The organism is Mycobacterium sp. ACS4054 (assembly GCF_001667275.1).
Taxonomy (GTDB): domain Bacteria; phylum Actinomycetota; class Actinomycetes; order Mycobacteriales; family Mycobacteriaceae; genus Mycobacterium.
In genome coordinates this window covers 306,661-333,024 of record NZ_LZHV01000041.1, presented here as the reverse complement: position 1 = coordinate 333,024, position 26,364 = coordinate 306,661, and the positions used below count along the sequence as shown (strand labels likewise).

Here is a 26,364-nt window from a genome sequence, read left to right as displayed (position 1 = left end):
ACATAATAAAAATAGTAAACTAGCGGCCCGGTTCGCAATCGCACGGGAACACGCATTAGGTGGGCGCATGGTCGAGTGGTATTTGTTCCTGCCGCAGGTGCGGCTGTCGGTGGCCGACATCGCGGAGCGGGCACGTCACGCCGAGGCCAGCGGCTTCGACGGCATGGCGTTCATCGATCACCTCGAGGCGCCGGGCCTGCCCGACGAAAGCATCTGGGAGGCAATGGGCGTCGCCAGCTGGGTGGCGGCCAAGACCGAACGGCTGCGCATCGGCCACCTGGTGCTGTGCGACGCGTTTCGGCACCCCGCCGTGTTGGCCAAACAAGCCGTCACCCTGTCGGAGGCGTCGAACGGCAGATTCGATCTGGGCCTCGGCGCGGGGTCCTGGCCCGCGGAGTTCGCCCGATTCGATGTCGGCCAGCGGGATGCGGTGGCCAGGGTCGAGCAGCTGGAGCGGCACCTGGCGCTGCTGCGGCGGTACTGGGGTGACGATCCGCAGGCCGGCCCGGCCGCGCAGGCCCCCCGCAGGTCTCATCCGATCCCGCTCGTCCTGGGCGGCACCGGGCCCCGGATGATGAAACTCGTTCGCACATACGCGGATTGGTGGAACCTACCGGCGAACCACCTCGACAAGCTGTCCACGCTGGTTCCCGCCGCGGGGACGGCCCGGGTCTCAATTCAGCAGATGGTGGGGTTCGTGCGGGTGGGCGGCGATCCGGACAAGGTGCGCGAAGTGAGCACGCGCCGGTTCGGCAACCTGGGGTCCGGGCTGGTGTGCGGCGACGCCGACGAGCTGATCGCTCACTTCGCCGGGCTGGCCGCCCAGCGGGTGGAGCGGTTCTATGTGTGGTTCGCCGACTTCGCGGTTCCCGATTCCCTGCACGAGTTCGGCGAAACGGTGATCAAGGCGTTTGCTGCCGCCGGCGCCGGGCTTCCGTAGGCACGACGGGCGGCCGGGCGAACGGCCCGCGCGGCACCGCGCTGAGCCGGATCTCCGGCAGGTCGACCGACGGGTCGACGGTGTCCAGCCACGCGACGGCCTCGGCGACGTCGGACACCTGGATCGCGTGCATCTCGAAGGGAACGTCCTGCAGCATCTCGGTTTCCACCGGGCCCGGCGTGACGATGTGCACGGCGATGCCGTCGCGGTCGACTTCGGCCGCCAGGGCGCGGGCGAACGCGTTCATGCCGGCCTTCGACGCCGAGTAGGCGGTCCGGGCCATCATCGGCTCGTGCGCCGCCGACGACGAGACGAACACGAACCGCGAGCCCGCCCGCATCCGTGGCAGCGCGGCGGCGGTCACCACGAAGCAGGAATCCAGGTTGGCCGAGAGGATGGTCCGCCACTGCTCGAACGTCTGCTTGCGGGCGTACGTTCCGCCCAGCGTGCCGGCGGCGTGCACGAGGAGGTCGATCCGCTCCAATACGCTTGTGGCAGCGGCAAATCCGGCCGGGTCCGATGCATCGGCCACGATGTGGCGCGCGCCGATCTCCGCGGCGGCCGCCCGCAACGGGGCCTCGCGGCGCGCCGCCAGCACCACGTCGTAGCCCAGCTCCACCAGCTTGCGAGCGCACCCCTTGCCGATCCCGCCGCTGCCGCCGGTGACCAATGCGGTTCTCAAGGCTGCCTCTTTAGGGTTGGCGGAAGTCCCGCGTCCGCGACAGCGCCTGCGGCGACAGCGCGTGAATTCGTTGATCGTGCCGGCCGGAGAGCACATAGGTCTGGGTGTCGGCGAGATGACGACCCGCGATGCGGCGCGCCCGGTCCACGTCGCCCTCCGCGATGGTCTCGGTCAGCTTGACGTGCGTGCTGAGCACCGCGCGGCGTTGAGCCAGCGACGGGTAGGTGCCGCGCGCCGCGCTCTCGTCCGCCCACTGTTGTTCGTGGCTGGTCCACAGCGTTTCCAGGCTGCCGACCACCGCGATGATAGTGTGGTTGCCGCAGCCGCGAACCACGAGATCGTGGAATTCGCGGCCGATTTCGGTGAACAGGCCGCCGTCCTCGATGTTGTCGGCCATGGACTCGTTGACGCGGTTGAGCTCGGGGACCAGGGTGTCGGCCCGGTCGGGGCGGCGCGCGGCCAGCGCGGCGCACGCGGGCTCGAGTTCCTGCAACGCCATGCCGAGGTCGGCGACCGCGACGGACTCGCTTTGCAGCAGCAGCCCGAGCATGTACGCGGCGCTGGTCTTCGCCGGGGCGTGCACGACGGCGCCCCCGCGGTTACCCCGCCGGACCGAAACCAGCCCCTCGGTTTCCAGGATCCGCAGCGCTTCGCGCAGGGAAACCAGGCTCACGTTGAACTGTTCGACGAGCACCTCTTGGCGCGGCAACAGGTCGCCGTCGGCGAGCTCGCCGTTGATGATCTGGCGGCGCAGCTCGTCGGCTACGATTTCGGCGATCCGCGGCGCCGACAATCGGCGACGGGCGTCGTGCCCAATTCCCAAGGCGGTCATCCGATCCTCGAAAAAACAACTCGCTGGCTTAGCTATTTTAGCAGTAATGGTATAAATAGCTTCTTCGATCGCGTGCCGGTCGGGAGGGCGGTGTAAGTGAGCGAGCGGTCCGACAGCCACCCGGCACCGCTGCATGACCTGCGTGTCATCGAGATCAGTGACCGGATAGCCGGCAGCTACTGCGGGAAGCTACTGGCCGACGCCGGCGCGCAGGTGCGCAAAATCGAACCGGCGCAAGGAGATTGGCTCCGCCGGTACTCCGCGACGCAATCGACGGTGCCGGACGGGCAGAGCTCGCCGTTTTTCGCCTACCTCAACGCCGGCAAGCGCAGCATGACGTACCCGCCCGACACGCAGCGGTTCTCGGACGAACTGGCCGGCGCGGACGTCGTCGTGGTCACCGCGGGCCGGGCGCGGGCCGCGGCGCTGGGCGTCGACCCGCAGCGGCTGCTGGCCGCCTCGCCGCACGCGATCGTCGTCACGATCTCCGACTTCGGGTGGACGGGCCCCTATGCGGAGCGGGCCGCCAGCGAATTCACCCTGCAAGCGTGGGCGGGCTCGCCGGGCTTCCGTGGCGATCCCGCCGGGCCGCCCATCTCCATCGGCGGCGACCTGGGGGAGTACATGGGCGGCGTGTACGCGGCTTTCGGCGTACTGGCCCTGCGCCGTCGGGTGGAGCGTGGCGGCCCCGGCGAGCACCTCGATCTGTCCATGCTGGAGGCGTTGACCGCGATGCAGAGCAGCGAATGGCTGCACTCCCAGCTGCTGCGCGTTCCCCCGGTCCGTCGCACGCTCGAGGTGCCATCGATCGAGCCCGCCAAAGACGGCTACGTCGGGATCACCATGGTCACCGGCCAGCAGTGGCTGGACTTCTGCGCGATGGTCGAGTGCCCGCAACTGGAGGAGATCGAGCAGCTGCGCTTCCAGATCGGCCGGTGGGCCTATCGCGACATGATCCGCGAACAGATCGGCCCGTGGCTGGCCGAGCGGACGGTCGAGGAGGTCGTCGAGCTCGGCCAATTGTTCCGGTTGCCCATCGCGGCGCTGGGCAACGGCTCCACGATCCGCCAGTTGGAGTACGTGACGCAGCGGGGGGTGTTCATCGCCAATCCCGCCGGCTTCCACCAGCCCCGGCCGCCGTGGCTGATGTCGGCGTGCGCGCCCGCCCCGCGGCAGGCCGCCCCGGCCCTGGGTGCCGACAACGACGAGAATCCTTGGTGGCTAAGGGGATCCGAGGTGAGCCCGGACGTGCGTGGGCTGCCCCTGGCGGGTGTGCGCATCGTCGACCTGACCGCGTTCTGGGCCGGTCCCGCGGCCACCCATCTACTGGCCGCGTTCGGTGCCGACGTTGTCAAGGTGGAGTCGATCCAGCGGCCCGACGGCATCCGATATTCCGGCGGCATGCGCACCGATGTCGACGATTGGTGGGAATACGGCTGGGTGTTCCACGCGATGAACACCAACAAGCGTTCCGTCACATTGGATTTGGGTTCCGACGACGGGCGTCGCCTGTTCACCGAGCTGGCCGCCGGTGCGGACGTGGTGATCGAGAATTTCTCGCCGCGGGTGATGGACCAGTTCGGCCTGACCGCCGAGGCGCTGCTGAACGTCAACCCCAAGCTAGTCGTTGCCCGGATGCCCGCGTTCGGGCTGGGCGGGCCGTGGCGGGACCGGGTCGGGTTCGCCCCGACCATGGAGCAGATCGCCGGTCTGGCCTGGGTGACCGGGTTGCCGGATGCCCCGCCGGTGACCCCGCGCGGGGCCTGCGATCCGTTGGCCGGGGTGCACGCCGCGTTCGCCGTGCTGGCCGCGCTGACCTTCGCCGACCGCACCGGTTCGGGCCAGCTGGTCGAGCTGCCGATGCTGGAAACGGTGCTGAACGCCACCGCGATTCAGGCGATCGAAGCTGAGGTCTTCGGGACGACGATGACCCGCCGGGGCAATCGCGGTCACGGCGAGGCGATCCAGAACATCTACCGGTGTGCCGGCGACGACGACTGGATCGCCGTCACCGTGCGCGACGACGCCCAGTGGCGTGCCCTGGTCGAGTTGATGGGCCGACCCTCGTGGTGCGACGAGGGGCTGGCCACCGTCGCCGGGCGGCGGCAGCGGGCGGACGACGTCGATCGCCGGCTCGCGGATTGGTTTGCAGGCCAACCCCTTCAGTCGACGGTGGAGCGGCTGGCCGCCGCCGGCGTTCCCGCCGCGCCGGTGGTGTCGCCGTCGCTGGTCACCGACAATCCGCAGCTACGCCATCGGGGGTTTTTGGAGACCCTGCACCACCCGAGCACGGGCGCGGGCCTCTATCCCTGCCCACCGTTCGCCCGGCTGGCCGGTCAGGACGAGTGGCTGCGGCGTCCGCCGCCGCGGTTGGGCGAGCACAATGAGGAGATACTGCGCGAACGGTGCGGGCTGAGTTACGAAGAACTGACGCGCCTCGCAACCAGCGGGGTGATCGGGACCCGACCCAAGGGCCTTTAAGGAGTGGAGGGCAGCTGATGCGCGTGACGGTTGATGAAAACCTGTGCGAGGCCAATGGCTTCTGCGAATCGCTGGCACCGGAGGTTTTCGAACTTGGCGACGAGGACGTCGTGCAGATCGCGGAGGGCCCCGTCCCGCCGCGGTTGGAGATCGACGTGCGCGCCGCGGTGGACCAGTGCCCCAAGGCCGCGCTGCGGCTGATCGATTAGCGCGCGGTCACCGAGATCGGCATGTCGTCGTAGATCGACATGTTCGTCATCAGGTTCGGGTGAGCCACAGTGGCCGGCCCGATCTCGATATCGTCGCAGCGCAACAACAGCTCGTCGAAGACCGCGCGGAGTTCGGCGCGGGCCAGCATCGCGCCGAGGCAGTGGTGCGGTCCGCCGCCGCCGAACGCCACGTGCGGGTTCGGTTGCCGGCCGATATCGAACGTGAACGGTGAGGAGAAGACGTCCTCGTCGCGGTTCGCCGACCGCAGCGTCGACACCACGCGCTCGCCCTTGGCGATGTGCTGGCCGTCCATTTCGACGTCGACCTTGGCGGTGCGCGTCCAGTAGGCCACCGGGGACGCCCAGCGCAACACCTCCTCGATGGCCGGCGGCCGCAGGCCTTCGTCGGAGCGATAGCGCTCGACCTGCTGCGGGTTGGCCAGGAAGGCCTGCAGCCCGATCGCCAGGGCGTTCTTCGTGGTGTCGCTGCCGGCGAAAGCCAGGACGAAGAAAAAGAATTCGAGTTCGTTGGGGGGCAACCGGAATTCCACGCCGTCGTCGCCGGTGATCACCGCCGACGCGAGGGTGCTCCAGATGTCATCGGTGGGGTTGCGCCGCTTCTCGGCGGTCAGCTCCATCGCGTAGTCGAATACGGACGCAAAGAGCTCCACTTCCACGTGCCCGCTCGGGCTCGCTTCCGGGGCGAGCGCCTTCAGGATGCGGTCGAAGAGGTCGAAGACCCGCGGTCGGTCCTCCTCCGGGATGCCGAGGATGTCGCCGATCACCGTCATCGGCAACGCGTCGGCGACGTCGGCGATCCAATCGCCGCCGCCCGCGGCGAGCAGGTCGTCGATCATCCGTCGCGCGCGGGCCCGGATGCCGTCCTCCAGCTTGGCGATGGCTCGGGGATTGAACGCGTTCGAGATGAGTTTGCGGCGTTTGTTCAGGTCCGGAGGGTCGAGCGTGATGATCGTCGGCGACGAGGAGAACATCGCGACCGGCTGGATGAGCGGCCCGTCGGCCGCGGTGAACGACTCGGTGTCGCGATGCAGGCGGACGGCGTGCCGGTGTTTGGTCGCCACCCAGAAATCCCGGTGCACCGTCTGGGCGACCCCGGGGGTCAGTTCGTGCCGGAACAGGGGCCGGCTGCGCCGCAACTCCGCGAACAACTCGTCGGGAAACCCGTTGCGCCACAGGGCAAAGTCGGAAAGGTCGACTGCCGCAGCCGTCATCTGGAACTCCGCTCTGGCCGGGCGCGTTGGCGCCGCGTTGACGTTCAATGCTTAAAATAGTAAAAATAGACCTTGTCGTCGAACCGCGGTGAGTGATGGGCGGCCCAGTTGCGCTCGGCTCGCCTCGGTCAGGGCGGGATATGGAGAGCTCGTGACGCATACAATTTCGGACCCGGCGTCGGATCCGGCCGGAGATCCCTCGGAACGCGAGTTCGGGCAGTCCGGCATCGCGCTGTCGACCTATCGGTTCCCGACGGGCTGGTTCATCGTCGCCTTCGGCTCCGACCTGGCCGCCGGTGACGTCAAGCGGGCGCACTACTTCGGCGAGGAGCTCGTCATCTTCCGCACCGAGTCCGGCCGGGTGCACGTGATGGACGCCTATTGCCAGCACCTCGGCGCCAACCTGGGTGTCGGCGGCACGGTGGAAGGCGACAACATCGTCTGCCCGTGGCACGGCTGGCGCTGGCGGGGCGACGGCACGAATGCGCTGATTCCCTACAGCAAGATCGGTTGCAAGAACAACGTCCGCATCCGCACCTACCCGACCGTGGAGTGGTACGGCTTCGTGCTGGCCTGGCACGAGCGTCACGGCCGGGCGCCGTACTGGCAGCCCCCGGTGCTGCCCGAGCTGGAGACCGACGAGTATTACCCGCTGCACCCGCACACCCAGATGCTCAACCGGGTGAAGGTGCACCCGCAGATGATCATCGAAAACGCCGCCGACCCCTACCACGTGCAATACGTGCACAAGGCCGCCAACCCGGCCACCACCGCGTCATTCGAGGTGTCCGGCTACCACCTGCACGCCACCGTCAACGCCCATTTCGGCGGCGGCCGCGCGTCAACCTGGCTGACCCCCAACGGGCCCGTCGACGCCAAGATCATTTACGACAACTACTCGCTGGGGCTGGGGGTCGTCCGGTTCCCCAGCGAGCTGGTGGCCACGGTCCAGGTGACCGGGCAGACGCCGGTGGACGAGGACTACACCGATTACTTCTATACCCAGGCGTCCGTGCGCGAGCCCGGCGACACGGGCGACGTGCCGACCGGTCGCGCGGCCAAATTCCTGGCGCTGCAGCAAGAGGTCATCAAACAGGACTTCTTCACCTGGGAGAACATGAAGTACCTGGAGAAGCCGAACCTGGCTCCCGAAGAGGCGCATGACTATGCGGCCCTTCGCCGCTGGGCCCACCGCTTCTACCCGGGCCCGCAGCCCGCGCCGTCCGACTTCGGCTACACCGCGGCCGGTGAGCCCGACCCGGCGGCCGCCAAAGCCTGATGCCGAGTCAGCCGCTGGGGCCCTCCGACTTCGGCGTCGACAGCTTCACCGTGCCGGCTGTGCTCGATCGGCGCGCCGAGCAGCATCCCGACCGGGTGATGATGTCGATCGGCGGTGTCGACGTGACCTTCGAGCAGATGCGGCGGCGGTCCTGCGCCGCGGCGAACATGCTGACCGACTTGGGTGTTGGCCGCGGCGACGGCGTGGCCTTGTTCACCGGAACGTGCCCGGAATGGGTCTACTTCTGGTTGGGTGCGGCGCGCATCGGCGCGATAAGCGCGGCGGTCAACGCCGCGAACAAGGGCGACTTCCTGGCGCACACCCTGCGGCTGTCGCGGGCCAAGGTGATCCTCACCGATGCCGAGCGCCGGGCCCGGGTCGACGAGGTCGCCGGCGCGCTGGATCACGTGCCTAGCGTTGTGCTGCAAGGTGATTCGCTCGAGGCGGCGCTGAACCGTGCCGCCGGCCGGCCGGTCGCCGACGCCGCCGAGGGGGCGGGGGAGGTGGGCTGCCTCTTCTACACGTCGGGAACCACCGGCCCGTCGAAAGCGGTTGCCACGACTTGGCATTACCTGTTCACGGTGGCCGCGACGGTCGCGTCGGCCTGGGAATTGCGCGCCGGGGAGGTGCTGTGGACGGCGATGCCGCTGTTTCACCTCAGCGCGGCGCCCAGCGTGCTGGCGCCGATGCTGCTGGGCGCGACGACGGCGCTGGCCCAAGCGTTTCACCCCGGCCAGGTGTGGGACGACATCCGCGCCCGCGGCGCCGCCGGCTTCGCCGGCGCCGGCGCGATGGTAGCCATGCTGCGGAATTTGCCGGCGGATCCGCGCGACGGGCAGCTGCCGTTGCGGTTCATCTCCGCGGCACCGATTCCCGCCGAGGCCTACCGCGACATCGAAAAGCGTTACGGCTGCCGCCTTGTGACGATGTACGGGATGACCGAGGCCTTCCCGATCGCCGTCAAGGCCCTCGCCGACGACGGGGTTCCCGGGACGTCGGGCCGGCCGAATCCGAATTTCGACGTCCGGATCGTCGACGACGGTGGCGATCCGGTGCCCGCCGGCGCGCTCGGCGAGATCACCTGCCGGCCGCGCCATCCCCACGTCATGAGCGAGGGCTACGTCGGCCAAGGGCTGCGGGTGATCCCACACCAAGAATGGTTTCGCACCGGCGATCTCGGCCGGTTCGACGCCGAGGGCAACCTGACCTACGTCGACCGCAAGAAAGACTCGCTGCGCCGGCGCGGCGAAAACGTCTCCTCGGTCGAGGTGGAAACCGTCGTGATGAGCCATCCCGCCGTGGCCGAAGCCGCCGCGGTCGGAGTGCCCAGCGACTTGGGCGAAGACGACATCCTGGTGGTGGTGACGTTGCAGCCCGGGGCCACAGTCGATTACACCGAGTTGCTCGATTTCTGCGCGGCCCGGATGCCCTACTTTTGCGTGCCGCGATTCGTCGAGACCGTCGACGAGCTCCCGAAGAATGTCATCGGGCGGATACGCAAGGACTTGTTGCGCGAGCGGGGGGTGACTCGAAAGGCGTGGGATCGTGAAGCTCAGGGTTATATCGTTAGCCGGTAAGTTACGTTAATGTTACGTAATCGTCGGAAAGTTACTTTAATGTTACGTCCGTCCCCTCATTGGCAGTCGTTTCCCAGGAGAGTCTGGAGTCCAGAATGACCATGTCCTACCAGGAGCAGCAGATGCTGCAGGCCGCCACGGGTCGTGACGCCATCCTCAACCTGAACGCTCGGCACAACCGGGCCTACTCCGACGGCGATCTTCAGCGCTGGATCGCCACCTTCCGCCACGCCGGCGCCACCTATCACCGCGACGGCGAGACATTCGAGGACCTGCGGGCGGCCTTCGACGGCGGCGACGGGCAGCGCCTGGTCACGGTCGACCACGAGATCCGGGTGGACGGCGTCAATGCCACGCAGCGTTGCGTCGCCGTGCTTTACGCCGCGATGTTCGGTGACACCACGCTGCGGGCCACCGGGATCTTCCGCGACACGCTGATCTACGAGCGCGGCGGCTGGTACTTCACTTCCCGCTCGCTGCAATGGGATTCGGTGCCCAGTCGGCACCCGCTCGTTATGTGAGCGGCGTGGACCCGGACCTCAGTTACCAGCTGGCCTTCGGCACCTACGAAGACGCGCTGGCGATGGTCGGCGCGACCAGTGAGCCGCGCACCGCGGCCACGGCGGTCAGCGGCGCGCGCATCCAGTTGTTCGCCGCGATGGTCCACGACGGCAATCGCTCCTACTGGGACGCCGAGTTCGCCCGGAGCAAATGGGGGGGCCTCCTGGCGCCGCCGGCCTTGCTGATGGGATGGCTGATCCCGCCGCCCTGGGAGCCGCGAGGCCGGCCGCCGGTGGCATCCCTGGTGTTGCGGGTGCCGCTGCCGGGCACCACATTCATCAACGCCGCCAACGACGTTGAGTTCAAAGAGCCCATCGTCGAAGGCGACGTGCTCACCGTCGTCGAGGAACTGGTGTCGGTGTCACCGGAGAAGCGGACGCGGCTGGGTGTCGGCCATTTCGTCGAAACGCTGGAGACGTACCGCCGCCGGGACGGGGCGGTGGTCGCCACCTCTCGCAACACGTTGTTCCGGTTCACGCCGGGGGCGGCGTCGTGACCGCAGACGACCTGAGCTTCGACGAAATCACCGTTCCGGTCGACCTGCCCGAGGTGGTCGACCACATCAGCTACCAGCGGGTGGTTGAGAATGCCGGAGCGACGTGGGATTACTTCCCGGGCCACTTCGACCCCGAATACGCTCGGCGGCAAGGCAATCCGACGATCTACGTCAACACGATGCACCTCGCCGGCTTCGCCGACCGCGTCGCGACCGATTGGGCGGGCCCGAGCAGCCGCGTGGTGCGGCGCTCGTTGCGGTTGATGGGCTCGATGTACGCCGGCGACACCATGATCGGCCGGGGTCGCGCGGTGGCCAAGCGGCTGGACACCTCGGTGGACCCGCCGCGCTGCCTCGTCGACCTCGAGATCCAGGTGACCAATCAGCACGGCGCGCTGTGCTGCCCGGTCGAACTCACTTTGCAGATGCCGCACGGCCCCGGGCGATGACGAGGTCGCCGCAGGTTTTATAAGGGCGGCAACTGCCCTTTGCACACCAGGGTCTGAAGCTCGACATACTCGTCGAGGCCCTCCGGGCCGAACTCGCGCCCGATCCCGGACTGCTTGAAGCCGCCGAACGGCGCGCCGATGTCCAGCGTGTACATGTTGATGCCGTAGGTGCCGGTGCGCACGCCCGCCGCGATCTCCAGGCCGTGCGCGATGTCGGAGGTCCACACCGAACCGGCCAGGCCGTAATCGCTTTCGTTGGCGATCCGGATCGCGTCGTCCTCGTCGCGGTAGCGCAGCACGGTCAAGACCGGGCCGAAGATTTCCTCCCGGGCGATGCGCATGTCGTTGGTGGCGTCGGTGAACAGCGTCGGCCGCACATACCAGCCCCGGGCCGACGGGCTGTCCTGGCCGCCGAGCACCATGCGGGCGCCGTCGGCCTGGCCGGACTTGATGTAGTCCTGGACGCGGCGTTGTTGCCGTTGCGCGACAAGGGGTCCGATGTCGGTGGCGTCATCGGCGGGATCGCCGACGCTCAGGCCCGACATCATGCCGGCCAGCGCGTCGACAACCTCGTCGTGGCGCCGGTCGCTGACCAGGATGCGGGTCTGGGCGACACAGGCCTGACCGTTGTTCATCAGGCCGGCGGTTTTCAGGCCGGCGACGGTCTTGTCGATGTCGGCGTCGTCGAGGATGATCGCCGCGGACTTGCCGCCGAGTTCCAGGCTGACGCGTTTGAGCTGTTCGCCGCACAGGGCGGCGATGCGACGCCCGACGGCGCTGGAACCGGTGAACGCGATCTTGTCCACACCCGGATGGCGCACGAGCGCCTCGCCGATCTCGGGGCCGCCGGGCAGCACCGAGACGACGCCGTCGGGAAGGTCGAGCTGCTCGATCATTTCCGCCAACCACAAAGCGTCCAAGGGCGTTTCGGGTGCCGGCTTGATGATGACCGTGCAGCCGGCGATCAACGCCGGGATGAGTTTGGGCATGATCAGGAACTGCGGCACGTTCCACGGCACGATCGCGCCGACCACGCCGACCGGGGCCCGGCGCAGGTGCACCTCGCCCAGCACGCCCTGGCGCCGCTCCTCCCAAGGAAAGTCGCGCGCGGCGGCCAGCGCCAGGTGGATGAGCGTCGCGGCGGCCGCCGCCTGGCCCAGCCGGCTGAAACTGCGCGGCGAGCCCATCTCGTCGGTGATCAGGTCGGCCATCTCGTCGATGTGGCCGGCGTAGATCCCGGCGAGCTGTTCCACCTTGGCCATGCGCTCGGCGTGCGTCATCCGCGGCCACGGCCCGCGGTCGAAGGCCTCTCGAGCGGCGGCGACCGCGGCGTCGACGTCCTCGGGCCCGGCCAGCTGAACGTGGCCGATCGGTTCCTCCGAGTGCGGGGAGATGACGGCCAGCTGCCGGGGGTTGGCGGGCTTGCGCCACTGCCCCCCGATGAAGAGTTCGCTGTAGGACCGGTGGTCGACAACTGCTGTCATCGGACACTTCCTCGTGGGGTTGGGCGCACCTGGCACAGTGACCGTGATTTCGCTATTGACGCTAACATAGCGAAAAAAGCAGCGAGGGCCGATATGACCAGCGATTGGCGCAGTTACCCGTTCCAGTTGGTGCCCGGCGACAGCCAGCTGGATTTCCCCGCCGCCGAGGGCGAGCATCCGGACCAGGAGTCGGACACCTGGTTCATCGCCGGGCAGCTTGATGCCGCCGAGACCGGCCGGTCGTTCGCCTTTCTGACGATCTTCAACAAGAACCGGCCCGGCGGCACCGTGGTCGCGGATTTCTACACGCTGGCACTGTTCGATCTGGATTCCGGTGACTACGGCACCTACACGGACTACGACATGCCGCCGGCCAACCTCAAGCCCGGAGCGCAGCACAAGTTGGCGTTGACCCCCGGCTATCTCGACATCCATTACGCCAGTGGGGCCGGCACCGCGTCCTGGACCACCTGCCGCGACGGCGATGGCGGGCTGCTGCCCTACACCTACCGCGTCAGCCTGGTCGGCGAGGACCAGTCGGGCCGGCCCATGCGGCTGGACCTGGCCGTAACACCAACGCGCGCACCGACACCGGTGGGCGCGTCGACCTACAACGGAAAGATCTGCTGCTTCGGCCAGACCGAAACCTATTCGTACTTCCAGACCGGCATGGCAATGACGGGCACCCTGCGCTGGGGTGACCTGGTCCAGCAGGTGTCCGGCAGCAGCGGGCACATCGACCGGCAATGGTTCCCGAAATACGCCGGCGGCGGGGGAACCGGGGGAGACCCGAGGGCCCGCTCGCACGAATGGCGCACCATCAACTTCGACAACGGCGTGGACCTGAGCATCTGGCGGCAGTTCGACCGCACCAATGGCAATGCGCTGCAACCGTTTACCGGCGTGACAACCAGCCATCCCGATCCCGCCGTGCCGCCGGAATGCGCCGAAGACGTCGAGGTGACGGTCAGCAGCTACGTGCGATGGCCGGACGCGGTGCAACCGTTGGTGCGGCCGCACGCGGACGCCCGCTACCTGCCGGACCGGCACCGGATCACCTGCCGCACCATGCAACTCGACATCGTCGGGGAACCGCTGGTGCCCGCGCCCGCCCACGGACTGCCCATCGAGTACATGGAGGGCCCGTACCGGTACCACGGAACGTTGTGGGGCGAGCCCGTGACCGGCTTCGCGTTCAACGAGCGTTCCCTGGCCCTGTACCGGGACTGGGAGCTGGTCGAGGTGCTGACCACCACGGTGGCGAACATGGAGCCGGCCGACCGGGACCTGCAGACGGCCGCCGGCCTGCTGGTGCAGCTGCTGGCCCGGGGCCGCCGAAGCGAAGCGATCGGCTTGTTGACCACGGTGCGTTCGGGCCAAAGCGACACGCTCACAACGCTGTTGGACGATCTGGTAACGGCGCTGTCCGACGAGGGTTGAGGGAATGGGGCCGCGAGACTGAAACCACGCACGTGTGTTGCGGCGTGTCGTGTGCGTGGTTTAAGTGTCGCGAATCTTGGCAAGCGCCTGGGCCCAGGCGTTGTGGCGATGCTGAAGTCCCGGTTCGTTGCGGCCGAACAGCAGGTGTTCGCGGGCACCGGACTCGAGGTTGGCCTGCAGGCCTTCGACCAGCCGGTAGTCCTCGTCGCGCACCGTGGCGTGGGCGTAGTCGAAGACGGCCTGCGCGCCCGCGGCCACCGATTCGTCCGAAAGGTCCAGCGGCGTCGAATTCTGATGCACCGTAATCGATCTCCCCGGGCGATCACCGGGGTAGATGCGAAACAGCTCGCCGTTGGCGATGGTCACCGACAGCACGATGTTGGGGAACAACGCGTAGATGACGACCATGTTGTGGAAGGGATCCCATTGCTCCTCGGGCACTTCGTCGAGCCCCAGGATCGTGTTGAGCGGGAAGATCAACCGATGGTGCGGACCGAACGCGTCGAACACCGTGCAGTTGCTGCGCGCGATGGTGGCGAAGGTCTGCTGGTGCACGGTGGCGAAATGGTAGTTCTCCGAGAAGGTGTCGACCGCAAGCTTCCAGTTGATCGGGCAGTCGAGCACCTTTTCGCCCAGCGGCGCCCAGCGTCCGATGCCCCACGAATCCAGCTCGTCGGCCAGGGGGCCGAGGTGCGCGGCCACGTCCAGCACGGACCCGGGATTCAATGCGACCCAAAGGAATCCGGCGAACTCGGCGGCCGGGAGCTCGGTGAGCCCGTCGGCTTTCACCGTGATCTCCGGAAATCCCTCCCGGCCCGGCAGCGCGACCAGCCGCCCGGTGTTGTCGTACGTCCACGCGTGGTACGGGCAGGTGAACCGCTTCGCCGTGCCGCAGCCGGTCACCACCTGCGACTGGCGATGCAGGCAGACATTGTCGAACGCCTTGACCGACCCGTCGGTCGTCCGGGTCAACAGGATCGACCGGCCCATCACCGTCTTGGTGCAGTACGCGCCGGGGCCGGGCAGCTCCGAGACGTAGCCGACCAACTGCGGGCTGGCCATCACCATGGCCCGATCCCGTTCGTGGCGCTCGGCCGACGTGTACGCCCGCGCCTCGATCCGGGCCTGCGCCGGGGCGAGGTCGGTGGTCTTGTCGCGCGCCAGCTTCAAGGCGCGGCGGGTGAGGTCGATCAGCTGGTCGCGTTCCATCTGACCAGTACAGACCTTGCCACAGTTGTAAGGTCAAGGAGTGGCTGAGCAGTTGCTGATCGGCGACGTCACGGCCCTGACCGGGATCGCGTCCGGCCGCATCCGCCACTACGAGAAGGTCGGCCTGCTGCGCGCCGAGCATCTGTCCAACGGCTATCGGGTCTTCGACGTGGGGCAGGTGCTCGACCTGCTGCGCATCGACCTGATGCGAAGTCTCGGCCTGAGCATCAATGACATCCAGCGCCTGATCGAGGGCGGGCGCACCACCCTGGCGGGTGTGCTCGACGAGCACCGGGCGTTGCTGATGCGCCAGCGCGACCGGCTGGACCAGTTGATCGCGGCCATCGACGCCGCGACCGACCGTCCCGACGCCGACGTCGGCGAGGACATCCTGCGCCGGCTGGCGACCACGCACCGCGACAGCATCGGCGTCATCGGGCGGCTCAGCGCGCCGTTGGCCGCGCCCGTCGCCGCCATGTACGCCGACCTGTTCGACGAGTGGGAGTTGCCGGTTCCGGTCTTGTTCGGCCAGATGGTGCTGCCGCCGGCGGCCAGCACCCTGCTGGCCCAACTGGCCGAGACCCCGGGACGCGAGGTGCTGTTCGACCGGTTGCGCACCCTCGCGGGCGACGTGATCGGGTTGGGTGACGATCGATCGGCCGCGACGGAACTCGCGCGCAGCTGGATCGACAAGCAGCTGGCCGACCCGCTGCCCGACGACGTGGTCGGCGTGCTGCGGGGCGTGCAACCGTCGTTGGAGCGTGATCCCGTGATCGTGCAGGGCTTCCGCGCCTGGGCGGGATCCATCAACCCGGCGGCCGCTCATTTCCTGGACGAGGTCGCGCGCGAGACGTCCCGCCGCGGCCTGGAGGCCGTCAGCGTCATCGTCCTGCCCGCGTCGGCGCCGTCCCAAACCGACGATGCGGCACTGTGATGCACATGTGACCTGTGTGGTCAATGTGTCAGATGGTACTTCTGTCGTACCCTGTCGCTTGTGTCCTCGGTGTCGCGGCGTGACCTGCTCAAATTGGCGGCGGCGACGCCCCCCCGGGGCGGCCGGGGCGGCGCCGGCGCCTCGTTGCGCTCGGCCACCGCGGCGGCGTCGCTCGGCACCCTGCTCGACTACGCGGCCGGGGTCATCCCGGCCAGCCAGATCCGGGCCGCCGGCGCCGTGGGCGCGATCAGGTACGTGTCGGACCGGCGCCCCGGCGGCAACTGGATGCTGGGCAAGCCCATCGGAGTCGACGAGGCGCGCGACCTCAACAGCAGCGGACTGAAGATCGTCTCCTGTTATCAGTACGGCAAGGGCAACACCGCCGACTGGCTCGGCGGCGCCAACGCCGGCATCCAGCACGCGCAACGTGGGATGCAACTCCACGCCGCCGCGGGCGGGCCCGCCACCGCGCCGATCTACGCCTCCATCGACGACGACCCCTCTTACGACCAGTACAAACAGCAGATCGCGCCGTACCTGCGGTCCTGGGAGTCGGTGATCGGTCATCAGCGCACAGGTGTGTACGCCAATTCCAAGACCATCGACTGGGCGCTGCACGACGGATTGGGCTCTTACTTCTGGCAGCACAACTGGGGCTCGCCCAAGGGATTCGCCCACCCCGCGGCCCATCTGCATCAGGTCGAAATCGACAAACGCAGCGTCGGCGGGGTCGGGGTGGACGTCAACGAGATCCTCCAGCCGCAATTCGGGCAGTGGGCCTAGCCTCGCCGGCCCTTCCGCCGGCACCGGCGGGCCGCGACTCTTAGAGATCCCAGCAAACACTCGTTCGCTCATTTCCGGAAAAGGCGGAAGCGGCCGACGCCGCGACGACGCGACGGAGGCGGCCTCCGCGCGGCTCGACGGCTCGAAATTTTTACATAACGATTACATAACAAAACTGCTTTGATCAGCGCAGTTATAGCTACTCGACCGTAACCACCTGCATGCAGCGGGTTTGTTCGGCGCGCCCGCGCCGCGGCCTAAACCCGGTGTTACCCACGACACGGTTACCCGTGCGTAGAACTCACCAGTAACCGATCAGCACGCAAAACGAGGGCCGATCCTTATGACACTCTTAGTGGGGCCGATGCAGTCCGCCGCGCCGCTCGAGCCATACGGCGGCCCGCCGACAACACACCGGCCAGACGGATTTTGTCGCGATTCGATGCGGAATCGACGGACTCTCCAGAGTTCCTGTCCCCTTCGGACCGGCTGAACGCACTGATACGTAAGACGTACATGACGCATTGAGGGAGATACAGACGTGACGATCCACGAGCACGACCGGGTGTCCGCTGAGCGCAATCCGAACGGACCGCACACCGCCCATGCTCTGGTCGACCGTCTGACGGCCGGGGAGCCGTACGCCGTCGCGTTCGGGGGCCAGGGCAGCGCCTGGCTGGAAACCCTCGAAGAACTGGTGTCGTCGGCGGGCATCGAATCCGACCTGGCAACGCTGGTCGGTGAGGTGGAGCTGCTGCTCGAGCCGGTGGCCAAGGAGCTCGTCGTGGTGCGCCCGATCGGTTTCGAGCCGCTCGCCTGGGTGCGCGCGCTGGCGGCCGAGGACCCCGTCCCGTCGGCCAAGCACCTGACGTCGGCCGCGGTGTCCATCCCCGGCGTGTTGCTCACCCAGATGGCGGCCGTGCGCGCGCTGGCGCGCCAGGGCATGGACCTCAACGCCACCCCACCGGTGGCCGTCGCCGGGCATTCGCAGGGCGTCCTGGCCGTCGAGGCGCTGAAGGCCGCGGGCGCCCGCGACGCCGAGCTGCTCGCGATGGCCCAGCTGATCGGCGCGGCGGGCACGCTGGTGGCCCGACGGCGCGGGATCTCCGTGCTGGGCGACCGCCCGCCGATGGTGTCGGTGACCAACGCCGACCCCGAGCGCATTCGCCGGCTGCTCGACGAGTTCGCGCAGGACGTCCGGACCGTGCTGCCGCCCGTGCTGTCCATCCGCAACGGCCGGCGTTCGGTCGTGATCACCGGCACGCCCGAACAGCTGTCCCGGTTCGAGCTCTATTGCCAGCAGATCGCCGAGAAGGAAGAGGCCGACCGCAAGAACAAGCTGCGCGGCGGCGACGTCTTCTCGCCGGTCTTCGATCCGGTGCAGGTCGAGGTCGGCTTCCACACGCCCCGGTTGGCCGACGGCATCGACATCGTCGGTGGCTGGGCCGAGAAGGTCGGCTTGGACGTCGCGCTGGCTCGCGAGCTGACCGAGTCGATCCTGGTGCGCTGCGTCGACTGGGTGGACGAGATCACCCGCGTGCACGACGCGGGCGCGCGCTGGATTCTCGACCTGGGGCCCGGCGACATCCTCACCCGGCTGACCGCGCCGGTGATCCGCGGCCTGGGCGTCGGCATCGTGCCCGCCGCGACCCGTGGCGGGCAGCGCAACCTCTTCACCGTCGGGGCCGTTCCCGAGGTGGCGCGCGCGTGGTCGACCTACGCGCCCACCGTCGTTCGCCTGCCCGACGGCAGGGTCAAGCTCTCCACGAAGTTCACCCGGTTGACCGGACGCTCGCCGATCCTGCTCGCGGGCATGACCCCGACCACCGTCGACGCCAAGATCGTCGCCGCCGCGGCCAACGCGGGACATTGGGCGGAGCTGGCCGGCGGTGGGCAGGTCACCGAGGAGATCTTCGCCGCGCGCATCGAGGAACTCGGCACGCTGCTCGAGCCCGGCCGCACCTATCAGTTCAACGCGCTGTTCCTCGACCCGTACCTGTGGAAGCTGCAGGTCGGTGGAAAGCGGTTGGTGCAGAAGGCCCGTCAGTCCGGGGCGGCGATCGACGGCCTGGTGATCAGCGCCGGCATCCCCGACCTCGAGGACGCCGTCGAGCTGATCGAGGAGCTGAACGAGGTTGGCATCAGCCACGTCGTGTTCAAGCCCGGCACCGTCGAACAGATCCGTTCGGTCATCCGCATCGCGACCGAGGTGCCCACCAAGCCGGTGATCATGCACATCGAGGGTGGGCGCGCCGGCGGCCACCACTCCTGGGAAGACCTCGACGACCTGCTGCTGGCAACGTATTCCGAGCTGCGGTCGCGGCCCAACATCACCGTGTGCGTGGGCGGTGGCATCGGCACGCCCGAGCGGGCCGCCGAGTACCTGTCCGGGCGGTGGGCGCAGGCGTACGGTTTCCCCCTGATGCCGATCGACGGCATCCTCGTCGGCACGGCGGCGATGGCGACGAAGGAGGCCACCACGTCGCCGTCGGTCAAGCGGATGCTCGTCGAGACCCAAGGCACCGACCAGTGGATCGGCGCCGGAAAAGCCGTGGGCGGCATGGCTTCCAGCCGCAGCCAGCTGGGCGCGGACATTCACGAGATCGACAACAGCGCCTCGCGGTGCGGCCGGCTGCTCGACGAGGTCGCCGGTGACGCGGAGGCCGTCGCCGAGCGCCGCGACGAGATCATCGCGGTGATGGCCAACACCGCCAAGCCGTACTTCGGCGACGTCGCCGACATGACCTACCTGCAGTGGCTGCAGCGCTACGTCGAGCTAGCCATCGGCGAGGGCAACTCGACGGCCGACACCGCCGCGCCCGGCAGCCCGTGGCTGGCCGACACCTGGCGCGACCGCTTCCAGCAGATGCTGCAGCGCGCCGAAGCGCGTTTGCACCCACAGGATTTCGGCCCGATCGAGACGCTGTTCGACGACCCCGCGCTGCTGGAGAGCCCGCAGCAGGCCATCGCCACGCTGCTGGCCCACTACCCGGACGCCGAGTCGGTGCAGCTGCACCCGGCCGACGTCCCGTTCTTCGTCACGCTGTGCAAGACGCTGGGTAAACCGGTCAACTTCGTGCCGGTCATCGACAAGGACGTGCGGCGCTGGTGGCGCAGCGACTCGCTGTGGCAGGCGCACGACGCCCGCTACGACGCCGACCAGGTCTGCATCATCCCGGGCACTTCGGCCGTGGCCGGCATCACCCGGATGGACGAGCCCGTCGGCGAGCTGCTCGACCGTTTCGAGCAGGCCGCCATCGACGAGGTGCTGTCGGCCGACGGGCAACCGCGGGACGTGGCGTCGCGCCGGCGGGGCCGCCCCGACGTGACCGGGCCGCTGGCCGTCGTGCTCGACGCCCCCGACGTGCAGTGGGCCGGCCGCACCGCCACCAACCCGGTCCACCGCATCGCCGACCCCGGCGACTGGCTGGTGCACGACGGTCCCGAAAGTCGGCGCGCCACCCACTCGTCCACCGGGGCCCGGCTCCAGGTTGACAGCGACCGTGTGGTGCTGAGCGTTCCGCTGTCGGGTACCTGGATCGACATCCCATTCACCTTGCCCGCCAACACCATTGATGGCGCCACCCCGGTGGTGTCCACCGAAGACGCCGCCAACGCCATGCGCGCGGTGCTGGCGATCGCCGCCGGTGTCGACGGCCCGGAATTCCTGCCCGCGGTCGTCGACGGCACGGCCGCCGTCACCGTGGACTGGGACCCCGAGCGGGTCGCCGACCACACCGGCGTGACGGCGACCTTCGGCGAGCCGCTGGCGCCCGGCCTCACCACCGTGCCCGACGCGCTCGTCGGCCTGTGCTGGCCCGCGGTCTTCTCCGCGATCGGCTCGGCGGTCACCGACGCTGGTGTCCCGGTCGTGGAAGGCCTGCTGAGCCTCGTGCACCTCGACCACGCCGCCCACTTGGTCGGCGCGTTGCCCAAGGAGCCGGCCGAATTGGCCGTCAGGGCAACGGCTTTCCCGGCCGTCGATACCGACATGGGTCGCGTCGTGCGGGTCGCGGTGACGATCACCGGCGCCGACGGCGCGACCATCGCCAGCCTCGACGAGCGGTTCGCGATCCTGGGGCGCACCGGCACCGGCGAGTTGACCGACCCGGTGCGGGCCGGTGGTGCGGTGTCGGAGAACGCGACCGACACCCCGCGGCGCCGCCGCCGCGACGTCCGGCTGACCGCCCCGGTCGACATGCGGCCGTTCGCGGTGGTCTCGGGTGACCACAACCCGATTCACACCGACCGGGCGGCCGCGCTGCTGGCCGGCCTGGAATCGCCCATCGTGCACGGCATGTGGCTCTCGGCCGCCGCGCAGCACGCGGTGACCGCCACCGACGGGCAGGCCCGGCCCCCGGCCCGACTGGTCGGTTGGACCGCGCGGTTCCTGGGCATGGTGCGTCCCGGTGACGAGGTCGACTTCCGCGTCGACCGCGTCGGAATCGACCAGGGCGCCGAGGTTTTGGAGGTCGCCGCCCGGATCGGATCCGACCTGGTGATGTCGGCGACGGCGCGCCTGGCCGCCCCGCACACGGTGTACGCGTTCCCCGGTCAGGGGATTCAGCACAAGGGCATGGGCATGGACGTCCGCGCCCGGTCCAAGGCGGCCCGCAAGGTGTGGGACAAAGCGGACAAGTTCACCCGCGACACGCTGGGCTTCTCGGTGCTGCACGTGGTGCGCGACAACCCGACCAGCATCATCGCCAGCGGCGTGCACTACAACCACCCCGAGGGCGTGCTCTACCTGACGCAGTTCACCCAGGTCGCGATGGCGACCGTGGCGGCGGCGCAGGTCGCCGAGATGCGTGAGCAGGGCGCCTTCGTCGAGGGCGCGATCGCTTGCGGCCATTCCGTCGGCGAGTACACCGCCTTGGCCTGCGTCACCGGCATCTACGAACTGGAAGCGTTGCTGGAGACGGTGTTTCACCGCGGCTCGAAGATGCACGACATCGTGCCGCGCGACGAGCTGGGCCGCTCCAACTACCGCCTGGCCGCGATCCGGCCGTCCCAGATCGACCTGCCGGACAACGAGGTGCCCGCGTTCGTCGCCGAAATCGCCGAGCGCACCGGTGAATTCCTGGAGATCGTCAACTTCAACCTGCGCGGTTCGCAGTACGCGATCGCCGGCACGGTCCGCGGCCTGGAGGAGCTGGAAGCCGAGGTGGAGCGGCGCCGCGAACTCACCGGCGGCAAGCGCTCGTTCATCCTGGTGCCGGGCATCGACGTGCCGTTCCACTCGCGGGTGTTGCGGGTCGGGGTGGCGGAGTTCCGCCGCTCGCTCGAGCGCGTGATGCCGCGCGATAAGGATCCCGACGTCATCATCGGCCGCTACATCCCCAACCTGGTGCCACGGCCGTTCACCCTGGACCGCGACTTCATCCAGGAGATCCGCGACCTGGTGCCCGCCGAGCCGCTCGATGCGATCCTCGCCGACTACGACACCTGGCTCACCGAGCGCCGAAACGAGATGGCGCGCATCGTCTTGATCGAGCTGCTGGCGTGGCAGTTCGCCAGCCCGGTCCGCTGGATCGAGACCCAGGACCTGCTGTTCACCGAGGAGGCCGCGGGCGGTCTGGGCGTGGAGCGGTTCGTCGAGATCGGCGTGAAGTCGGCGCCGACCGTCGCCGGATTGGCCACCAACACCCTGAAGCTTCCCGAATATGCCCACAGCACAGTCGAAGTGCTCAACGCCGAGCGCGACGCCGCGGTGCTGTTCGCCACCGACACCGACCCCGAGCCGGAGGCGGAAGACGTTGCGGAGCCGGCCGCCGAGTCAGCCGAGGGAGCTGCGCCCGTGGAGGCCGCCCCTGCGGCGCCCGCCACTGCTCCGTCGGGTGCTCCCCGACCCGACGACATCGGGTTCGACGCCGCCGACGCCACCCTGGCGTTGATCGCGCTGTCGGCGAAGATGCGCATCGACCAGATCGAGGAGTTGGACTCCATCGAGTCCATCACCGACGGCGCCTCGTCGCGCCGCAACCAGTTGCTGGTGGACCTCGGTTCGGAGCTGAACCTGGGCGCCATCGACGGCGCCGCCGAGGCCGACCTGGCCGGCCTGCGGTCGCAGGTGACCAAGTTGGCGCGCACCTACAAGCCTTTCGGCCCAGTGCTTTCCGACGCGATCAACGACCAGCTGCGCACGGTGCTGGGGCCCTCGGGCAAGCGGCCCGCCGCGATCGCCGAACGGGTCAAGAAGACCTGGGAGCTCGGCGACGGCTGGGCCAAGCACGTCACGGTCGAGGTCGCGCTGGGCACCCGCGAGGGCACCAGCGTCCGCGGCGGCGCCATGGGCCACCTGCACGAGGGCGCGCTGGCCGACGCCGCCTCGGTCGACAAGGTCATCGACGCCGCCGTCACGGCGGTCGCCGCGCGCCGCGGCATCGCGGTGGCGCTGCCGTCGTCGGGTGGCGGCGGCGGTGCGACCGTCGACGCGGCGGCGTTGAGCGAGTTCACCGACCAGATCACCGGTCGCGACGGCGTGCTCGCCTCGGCGGCCCGGCTGATCCTGGGCCAACTGGGACATGACGACCCGGTGAGCGCGATGCCGGCGGCCACCGACGCCGAGCTCATCGACCTGGTCACCGCCGAACTGGGCGCGGACTGGCCGCGGTTGGTGGCGCCCGCTTTCGACGCCAAGAAGGCGGTGGTGTTCGACGACCGCTGGGCCAGCGCCCGCGAGGACCTGGTCAAGCTCTGGCTGGCCGACGAGGGCGACATCGACGCCCGGTGGACGAGCCTGTCCGAAAGGTTCGAGGGCGCAGGCCATGTCGTCGCCACCCAGGCCACCTGGTGGCAGGGCAAGGCGCTGGCCGCCGGTCGCCAGATTCACGCGTCGCTGTACGGCCGCATCGCCGCCGGCGCCGAGAATCCGGACCCCGGCCCCTACAGCAACGAGGTCGCCGTCGTGACCGGCGCGTCGAAGGGTTCGATCGCCGCCTCGGTGGTGGCGCGACTGCTCGACGGCGGAGCCACCGTCATCGCCACGACATCCAAGCTCGACGACGAGCGGCTGGCGTTCTATCGCGGGCTGTACCGCGACCACGCCCGGTACGGGGCGTCGCTGTGGGTGGTCGCCGCGAACATGGCGTCCTACTCCGACATCGACGCGCTGGTCGAATGGGTCGGCAACGAGCAGACCGAAAGCCTTGGGCCGCAGTCCATTCACATCAAGGACGCGCAGACCCCGACGCTGCTGTTCCCGTTCGCGGCGCCCCGCGTCGCCGGCGACCTGTCGGAGGCCGGCTCGCGCTCCGAGATGGAGATGAAGGTCCTGCTGTGGGCGGTGCAGCGGTTGATCGGCGGCCTGTCCAAGATCGGCGCCGAGCGCGACATCGCGTCGCGGCTGCACGTGGTGCTGCCCGGCTCGCCCAACCGCGGAATGTTCGGCGGCGACGGCGCCTACGGCGAGGCCAAGTCGGCGCTGGACGCGTTGGTGAGCCGTTGGCACGCCGAATCCTCTTGGGCCGCAAGGGTCAGCCTGGCGCACGCGCTGATCGGCTGGACCCGGGGCACCGGGCTGATGGGCCACAACGACGCCATCGTTGAGGCCGTCGAGGAGGCCGGTGTCACCACGTACTCCACCGAGCAGATGGCGGCCATGCTGCTGGACCTCTGCGACGTCGAGTCCAAGGTCGCAGCGGCCGGCGCGCCGATCAAGGCGGACCTGACCGGCGGCCTCGCCGAGGCCAACCTCGACATGGCCGAGCTGGCCGCAAAGGCGCGCGAGCGGGCCGGCTCCGCCTCGGATGACGACGCCGACGGCGTCGACGCCGAGGGCACCATCGCCGCGTTGCCGTCCCCGCCGCGCGGCTTCAACCAGGCGCCGCCCCCGCAGTGGGCCGACCTCGATGTCGACCCGGCCGACCTGGTGGTCATCGTCGGCGGCGCCGAGATCGGGCCGTACGGCTCGTCGCGCACCCGGTTCGAGATGGAGGTCGACAATCAACTGTCGGCGGCCGGCGTCCTCGAGCTGGCCTGGACCACCGGGCTGGTCCGCTGGGAGGACGACCCCCAACCCGGTTGGTATGACACCGAATCCGGTGAGCTGGTCGACGAGACCGAGCTGGTCGAGCGCTACCACGACGTCGTGGTCGAGCGGGTGGGCATCCGCGAGTTCGTCGACGACGGCGCGATCGACCCCGACCACGCGTCGCCGCTGCTGGTGTCGGTGTTCTTGGAGAAGGACTTCGCCTTCGTGGTGTCCTCGGAGGCCGACGCCCGCGCCTTCGTCGAGTTCGACCCCGAGCACACGGTCATCCGGCCGGTGCCCGATTCCAGCGACTGGCAGGTCATCCGCAAAGCCGGCACCGAGATCCGGGTGCCGCGCAAGACCAAGCTGTCGCGGGTCGTCGGCGCGCAGATCCCCACCGGGTTCGACCCGACCGTGTTCGGCATCAGCCAGGACATGGCCAGCTCGACCGACCGGGTGGCGCTGTGGAACATCGTCGCGACCGTCGACGCGTTCCTGTCGTCGGGATTCACCCCGGCCGAGCTGATGCGGTGGGTGCACCCGGGCCTGGTGGCCAGCACCCAGGGCACCGGCATGGGCGGCATGACGTCGATGCAGACCATGTATCACGGCAACCTGCTCGGCCGGAACAAGCCGAACGACATCCTGCAGGAAGTGCTGCCGAACGTCGTTGCGGCGCACGTCATTCAGAGCTACGTGGGCAGCTACGGTGCGATGATCCACCCGGTCGGCGCTTGCGCCACCGCGGCCGTGTCGGTCGAGGAGGGCGTCGACAAGATCCGCCTCGGCAAGGCCGAGCTGGTGGTCGCGGGCGGCTTCGACGACCTGACGCTCGAGGCCATCATCGGCTTCGGTGACATGGCCGCCACCGCCGACACCTCCATGATGCGTGGCCGCGGCATCGACGACTCGAAGTTCTCCCGGCCCAACGACCGGCGCCGGCTTGGCTTCGTCGAGGCGCAGGGTGGCGGCACCATCCTGCTGGCGCGCGGCGACCTGGCGCTGAAGATGGGCCTGCCGGTGCTGGCGGTGGTGGCCTACGCGCAGTCGTTCGCGGACGGGGTGCACACGTCGATCCCGGCCCCCGGGCTCGGCGCGCTGGGCGCCGGCCGCGGCGGCAAGGACTCGCAGTTGGCGCGCTCGTTGGCCAAGCTCGGCGTCGGCGCCGACGACGTCGCGGTGATCTCCAAGCACGACACCTCGACCCTGGCCAACGATCCCAACGAGACCGAGCTGCACGAGCGGCTGGCCGACTCGCTGGGCCGCTCCGAGGGCGCGCCGCTGTTCGTGGTGTCGCAGAAGAGCCTCACCGGCCACGCCAAGGGCGGCGCGGCGGTGTTCCAGATGATGGGGCTGTGCCAGATGCTGCGCGACGGGGTGATCCCGCCCAACCGCAGCCTGGATTGCGTCGACGACGAACTGGCCGGCTCGGCGCACTTCGTCTGGGTGCGCGAGACGCTGCGGCTCGGGGAGAAGTTCCCGCTCAAGGCCGGCATGCTGACCAGCCTCGGCTTCGGCCACGTGTCCGGGCTGGTGGCGCTGGTGCACCCGCAGGCGTTCATCGCCGCCCTGGATCCGCAGCAGCGCGCGGACTACCAGCGGCGCGCCGAGGCGCGGCTGCTGGCCGGTCAGCGGCGGTTGGCCTCGGCCATCGCCGGCGGTGCGCCGATGTACGAGCGGCCGGCGGACCGTCGCTTCAACCACGACGTGCCGGAGAAGCGCCAGGAGGCGGCGATGCTGCTGAACCCGGCGTCGCGGTTGGGCGACGACGACGCCTACGAGGTCGTCCGTTAGCCTGGCCTGC

Annotated in this window: 17 protein-coding genes; 12 read left to right on the top strand and 5 right to left on the bottom strand. The window is 69.1% G+C overall.

The annotated features are described in order from the left end of the window. The first annotated feature begins 67 nt into the window (after positions 1–67). The gene (locus tag A5730_RS10370) at positions 68–940 is read left to right on the top strand and encodes an LLM class flavin-dependent oxidoreductase (RefSeq protein WP_067899127.1); all 873 of its coding nucleotides are present in this window, start codon (positions 68–70) and stop codon (positions 938–940) included. Here A5730_RS10370 and A5730_RS10365 read toward each other — a convergent pair. Both A5730_RS10365 and A5730_RS10360 read right to left on the bottom strand, forming a co-directional pair. Next, entirely contained in the window at positions 903–1,622 is a 720-nt protein-coding gene (locus A5730_RS10365; protein WP_067899125.1) for an SDR family oxidoreductase, read from the bottom strand. The genes A5730_RS10370 and A5730_RS10365 overlap by 38 nt on opposite strands. 10 nt (positions 1,623–1,632) lie before the next feature. Then, positions 1,633–2,454, bottom strand: coding sequence for a FadR/GntR family transcriptional regulator (locus A5730_RS10360; RefSeq protein ID WP_067899122.1), 822 nt, complete (start codon positions 2,452–2,454; stop codon positions 1,633–1,635). A gap of 96 nt (positions 2,455–2,550) precedes the next feature. Between A5730_RS10360 and A5730_RS10355 the strand changes: the two genes are divergently transcribed. Together A5730_RS10355 and A5730_RS10350 are read left to right on the top strand one after the other, a co-directional pair. Then, complete coding sequence (locus tag A5730_RS10355; protein WP_067899119.1) at positions 2,551–4,935, top strand: CoA transferase; 2,385 nt, start codon at positions 2,551–2,553, stop codon at positions 4,933–4,935. A gap of 17 nt (positions 4,936–4,952) precedes the next feature. Further along, positions 4,953–5,144 carry a ferredoxin gene (locus A5730_RS10350; protein ID WP_067899116.1) on the top strand — a complete coding sequence of 64 codons (192 nt, stop codon included), beginning with the start codon at positions 4,953–4,955 and terminating at the stop codon, positions 5,142–5,144. Here the strand turns inward: A5730_RS10350 and A5730_RS10345 are convergent. Beyond that, positions 5,141–6,424, bottom strand: coding sequence for a cytochrome P450 (locus A5730_RS10345; protein ID WP_369829870.1), 1,284 nt, complete (start codon positions 6,422–6,424; stop codon positions 5,141–5,143). The genes A5730_RS10350 and A5730_RS10345 overlap by 4 nt on opposite strands. A 103-nt stretch (positions 6,425–6,527) precedes the next feature. Here A5730_RS10345 and A5730_RS10340 point away from each other — a divergent pair, with 103 nt between their 5' ends. The 5 genes from A5730_RS10340 (at position 6,528) to A5730_RS10320 (ending at position 10,738) form a co-directional block, all read left to right on the top strand. After that, on the top strand, positions 6,528–7,655 hold the full coding sequence (locus A5730_RS10340) for an aromatic ring-hydroxylating dioxygenase subunit alpha (RefSeq protein WP_055402513.1): 1,128 nt from the start codon (positions 6,528–6,530) through the stop codon (positions 7,653–7,655). After that, entirely contained in the window at positions 7,655–9,232 is a 1,578-nt protein-coding gene (locus A5730_RS10335) for an AMP-binding protein (protein WP_067899113.1), read from the top strand. The genes A5730_RS10340 and A5730_RS10335 overlap by 1 nt, the downstream gene beginning before the upstream one ends. Positions 9,233–9,327: 95 nt before the next feature. After that, complete coding sequence (locus A5730_RS10330; protein WP_067899111.1) at positions 9,328–9,753, top strand: nuclear transport factor 2 family protein; 426 nt, start codon at positions 9,328–9,330, stop codon at positions 9,751–9,753. Positions 9,754–9,815: 62 nt separating this feature from the next. Next, on the top strand, positions 9,816–10,289 hold the full coding sequence (locus A5730_RS10325; RefSeq protein WP_197506228.1) for a MaoC family dehydratase N-terminal domain-containing protein: 474 nt from the start codon (positions 9,816–9,818) through the stop codon (positions 10,287–10,289). After that, positions 10,286–10,738, top strand: a complete 453-nt coding sequence (locus A5730_RS10320) for a MaoC family dehydratase (protein ID WP_067899108.1) — start codon at positions 10,286–10,288, stop codon at positions 10,736–10,738. Before A5730_RS10325 ends, A5730_RS10320 begins: the two co-directional genes overlap by 4 nt. Before the next feature lie 17 nt (positions 10,739–10,755). On the opposite strand, the gene A5730_RS10315 is transcribed toward A5730_RS10320, so the two are convergent. Further along, positions 10,756–12,222 carry an aldehyde dehydrogenase gene (locus tag A5730_RS10315; protein ID WP_067899105.1) on the bottom strand — a complete coding sequence of 489 codons (1,467 nt, stop codon included), beginning with the start codon at positions 12,220–12,222 and terminating at the stop codon, positions 10,756–10,758. A gap of 93 nt (positions 12,223–12,315) precedes the next feature. Here A5730_RS10315 and A5730_RS10310 point away from each other — a divergent pair, with 93 nt between their 5' ends. Beyond that, positions 12,316–13,662, top strand: coding sequence for a lipocalin-like domain-containing protein (locus A5730_RS10310; protein ID WP_067899102.1), 1,347 nt, complete (start codon positions 12,316–12,318; stop codon positions 13,660–13,662). 60 nt (positions 13,663–13,722) lie between these two features. Here A5730_RS10310 and A5730_RS10305 read toward each other — a convergent pair whose 3' ends face one another. Beyond that, positions 13,723–14,871, bottom strand: coding sequence for an aromatic ring-hydroxylating dioxygenase subunit alpha (locus A5730_RS10305; RefSeq protein ID WP_067899101.1), 1,149 nt, complete (start codon positions 14,869–14,871; stop codon positions 13,723–13,725). A gap of 40 nt (positions 14,872–14,911) precedes the next feature. Here A5730_RS10305 and A5730_RS10300 point away from each other — a divergent pair, with 40 nt between their 5' ends. From A5730_RS10300 to A5730_RS10290, 3 genes are all read left to right on the top strand, one after another. Continuing rightward, positions 14,912–15,805: a MerR family transcriptional regulator gene (locus tag A5730_RS10300; protein ID WP_067899098.1), complete on the top strand. Its 894-nt coding sequence runs from the start codon at positions 14,912–14,914 to the stop codon at positions 15,803–15,805. Between the two features lie 60 nt (positions 15,806–15,865). Then, complete coding sequence (locus A5730_RS10295; RefSeq protein ID WP_067899095.1) at positions 15,866–16,588, top strand: DUF1906 domain-containing protein; 723 nt, start codon at positions 15,866–15,868, stop codon at positions 16,586–16,588. Positions 16,589–17,129: 541 nt separating this feature from the next. Further along, positions 17,130–26,354 (top strand): type I polyketide synthase, encoded by a 9,225-nt coding sequence (locus tag A5730_RS10290; RefSeq protein WP_067899092.1) that lies wholly within the window; start codon positions 17,130–17,132, stop codon positions 26,352–26,354. Positions 26,355–26,364: the final 10 nt, after the last annotated feature.

Bases quoted from the DNA above. Each gene is read 5' to 3' on its own strand.
- A5730_RS10370 (WP_067899127.1), top strand. From the start codon at position 68: ATGGTCGAGTGGTATTTGTTCCTGCCGCAGGTGCGGCTGTCGGTGGCC.
- A5730_RS10360 (WP_067899122.1), bottom strand. From the start codon at position 2,454: ATGACCGCCTTGGGAATTGGGCACGACGCCCGTCGCCGATTGTCGGCG.
- A5730_RS10350 (WP_067899116.1), top strand. From the start codon at position 4,953: ATGCGCGTGACGGTTGATGAAAACCTGTGCGAGGCCAATGGCTTCTGC.
- A5730_RS10335 (WP_067899113.1), top strand. From the start codon at position 7,655: ATGCCGAGTCAGCCGCTGGGGCCCTCCGACTTCGGCGTCGACAGCTTC.
- A5730_RS10330 (WP_067899111.1), top strand. From the start codon at position 9,328: ATGACCATGTCCTACCAGGAGCAGCAGATGCTGCAGGCCGCCACGGGT.
- A5730_RS10325 (WP_197506228.1), top strand. From the start codon at position 9,816: ATGGTCGGCGCGACCAGTGAGCCGCGCACCGCGGCCACGGCGGTCAGC.
- A5730_RS10315 (WP_067899105.1), bottom strand. From the start codon at position 12,222: ATGACAGCAGTTGTCGACCACCGGTCCTACAGCGAACTCTTCATCGGG.
- A5730_RS10310 (WP_067899102.1), top strand. From the start codon at position 12,316: ATGACCAGCGATTGGCGCAGTTACCCGTTCCAGTTGGTGCCCGGCGAC.
- A5730_RS10305 (WP_067899101.1), bottom strand. From the start codon at position 14,871: ATGGAACGCGACCAGCTGATCGACCTCACCCGCCGCGCCTTGAAGCTG.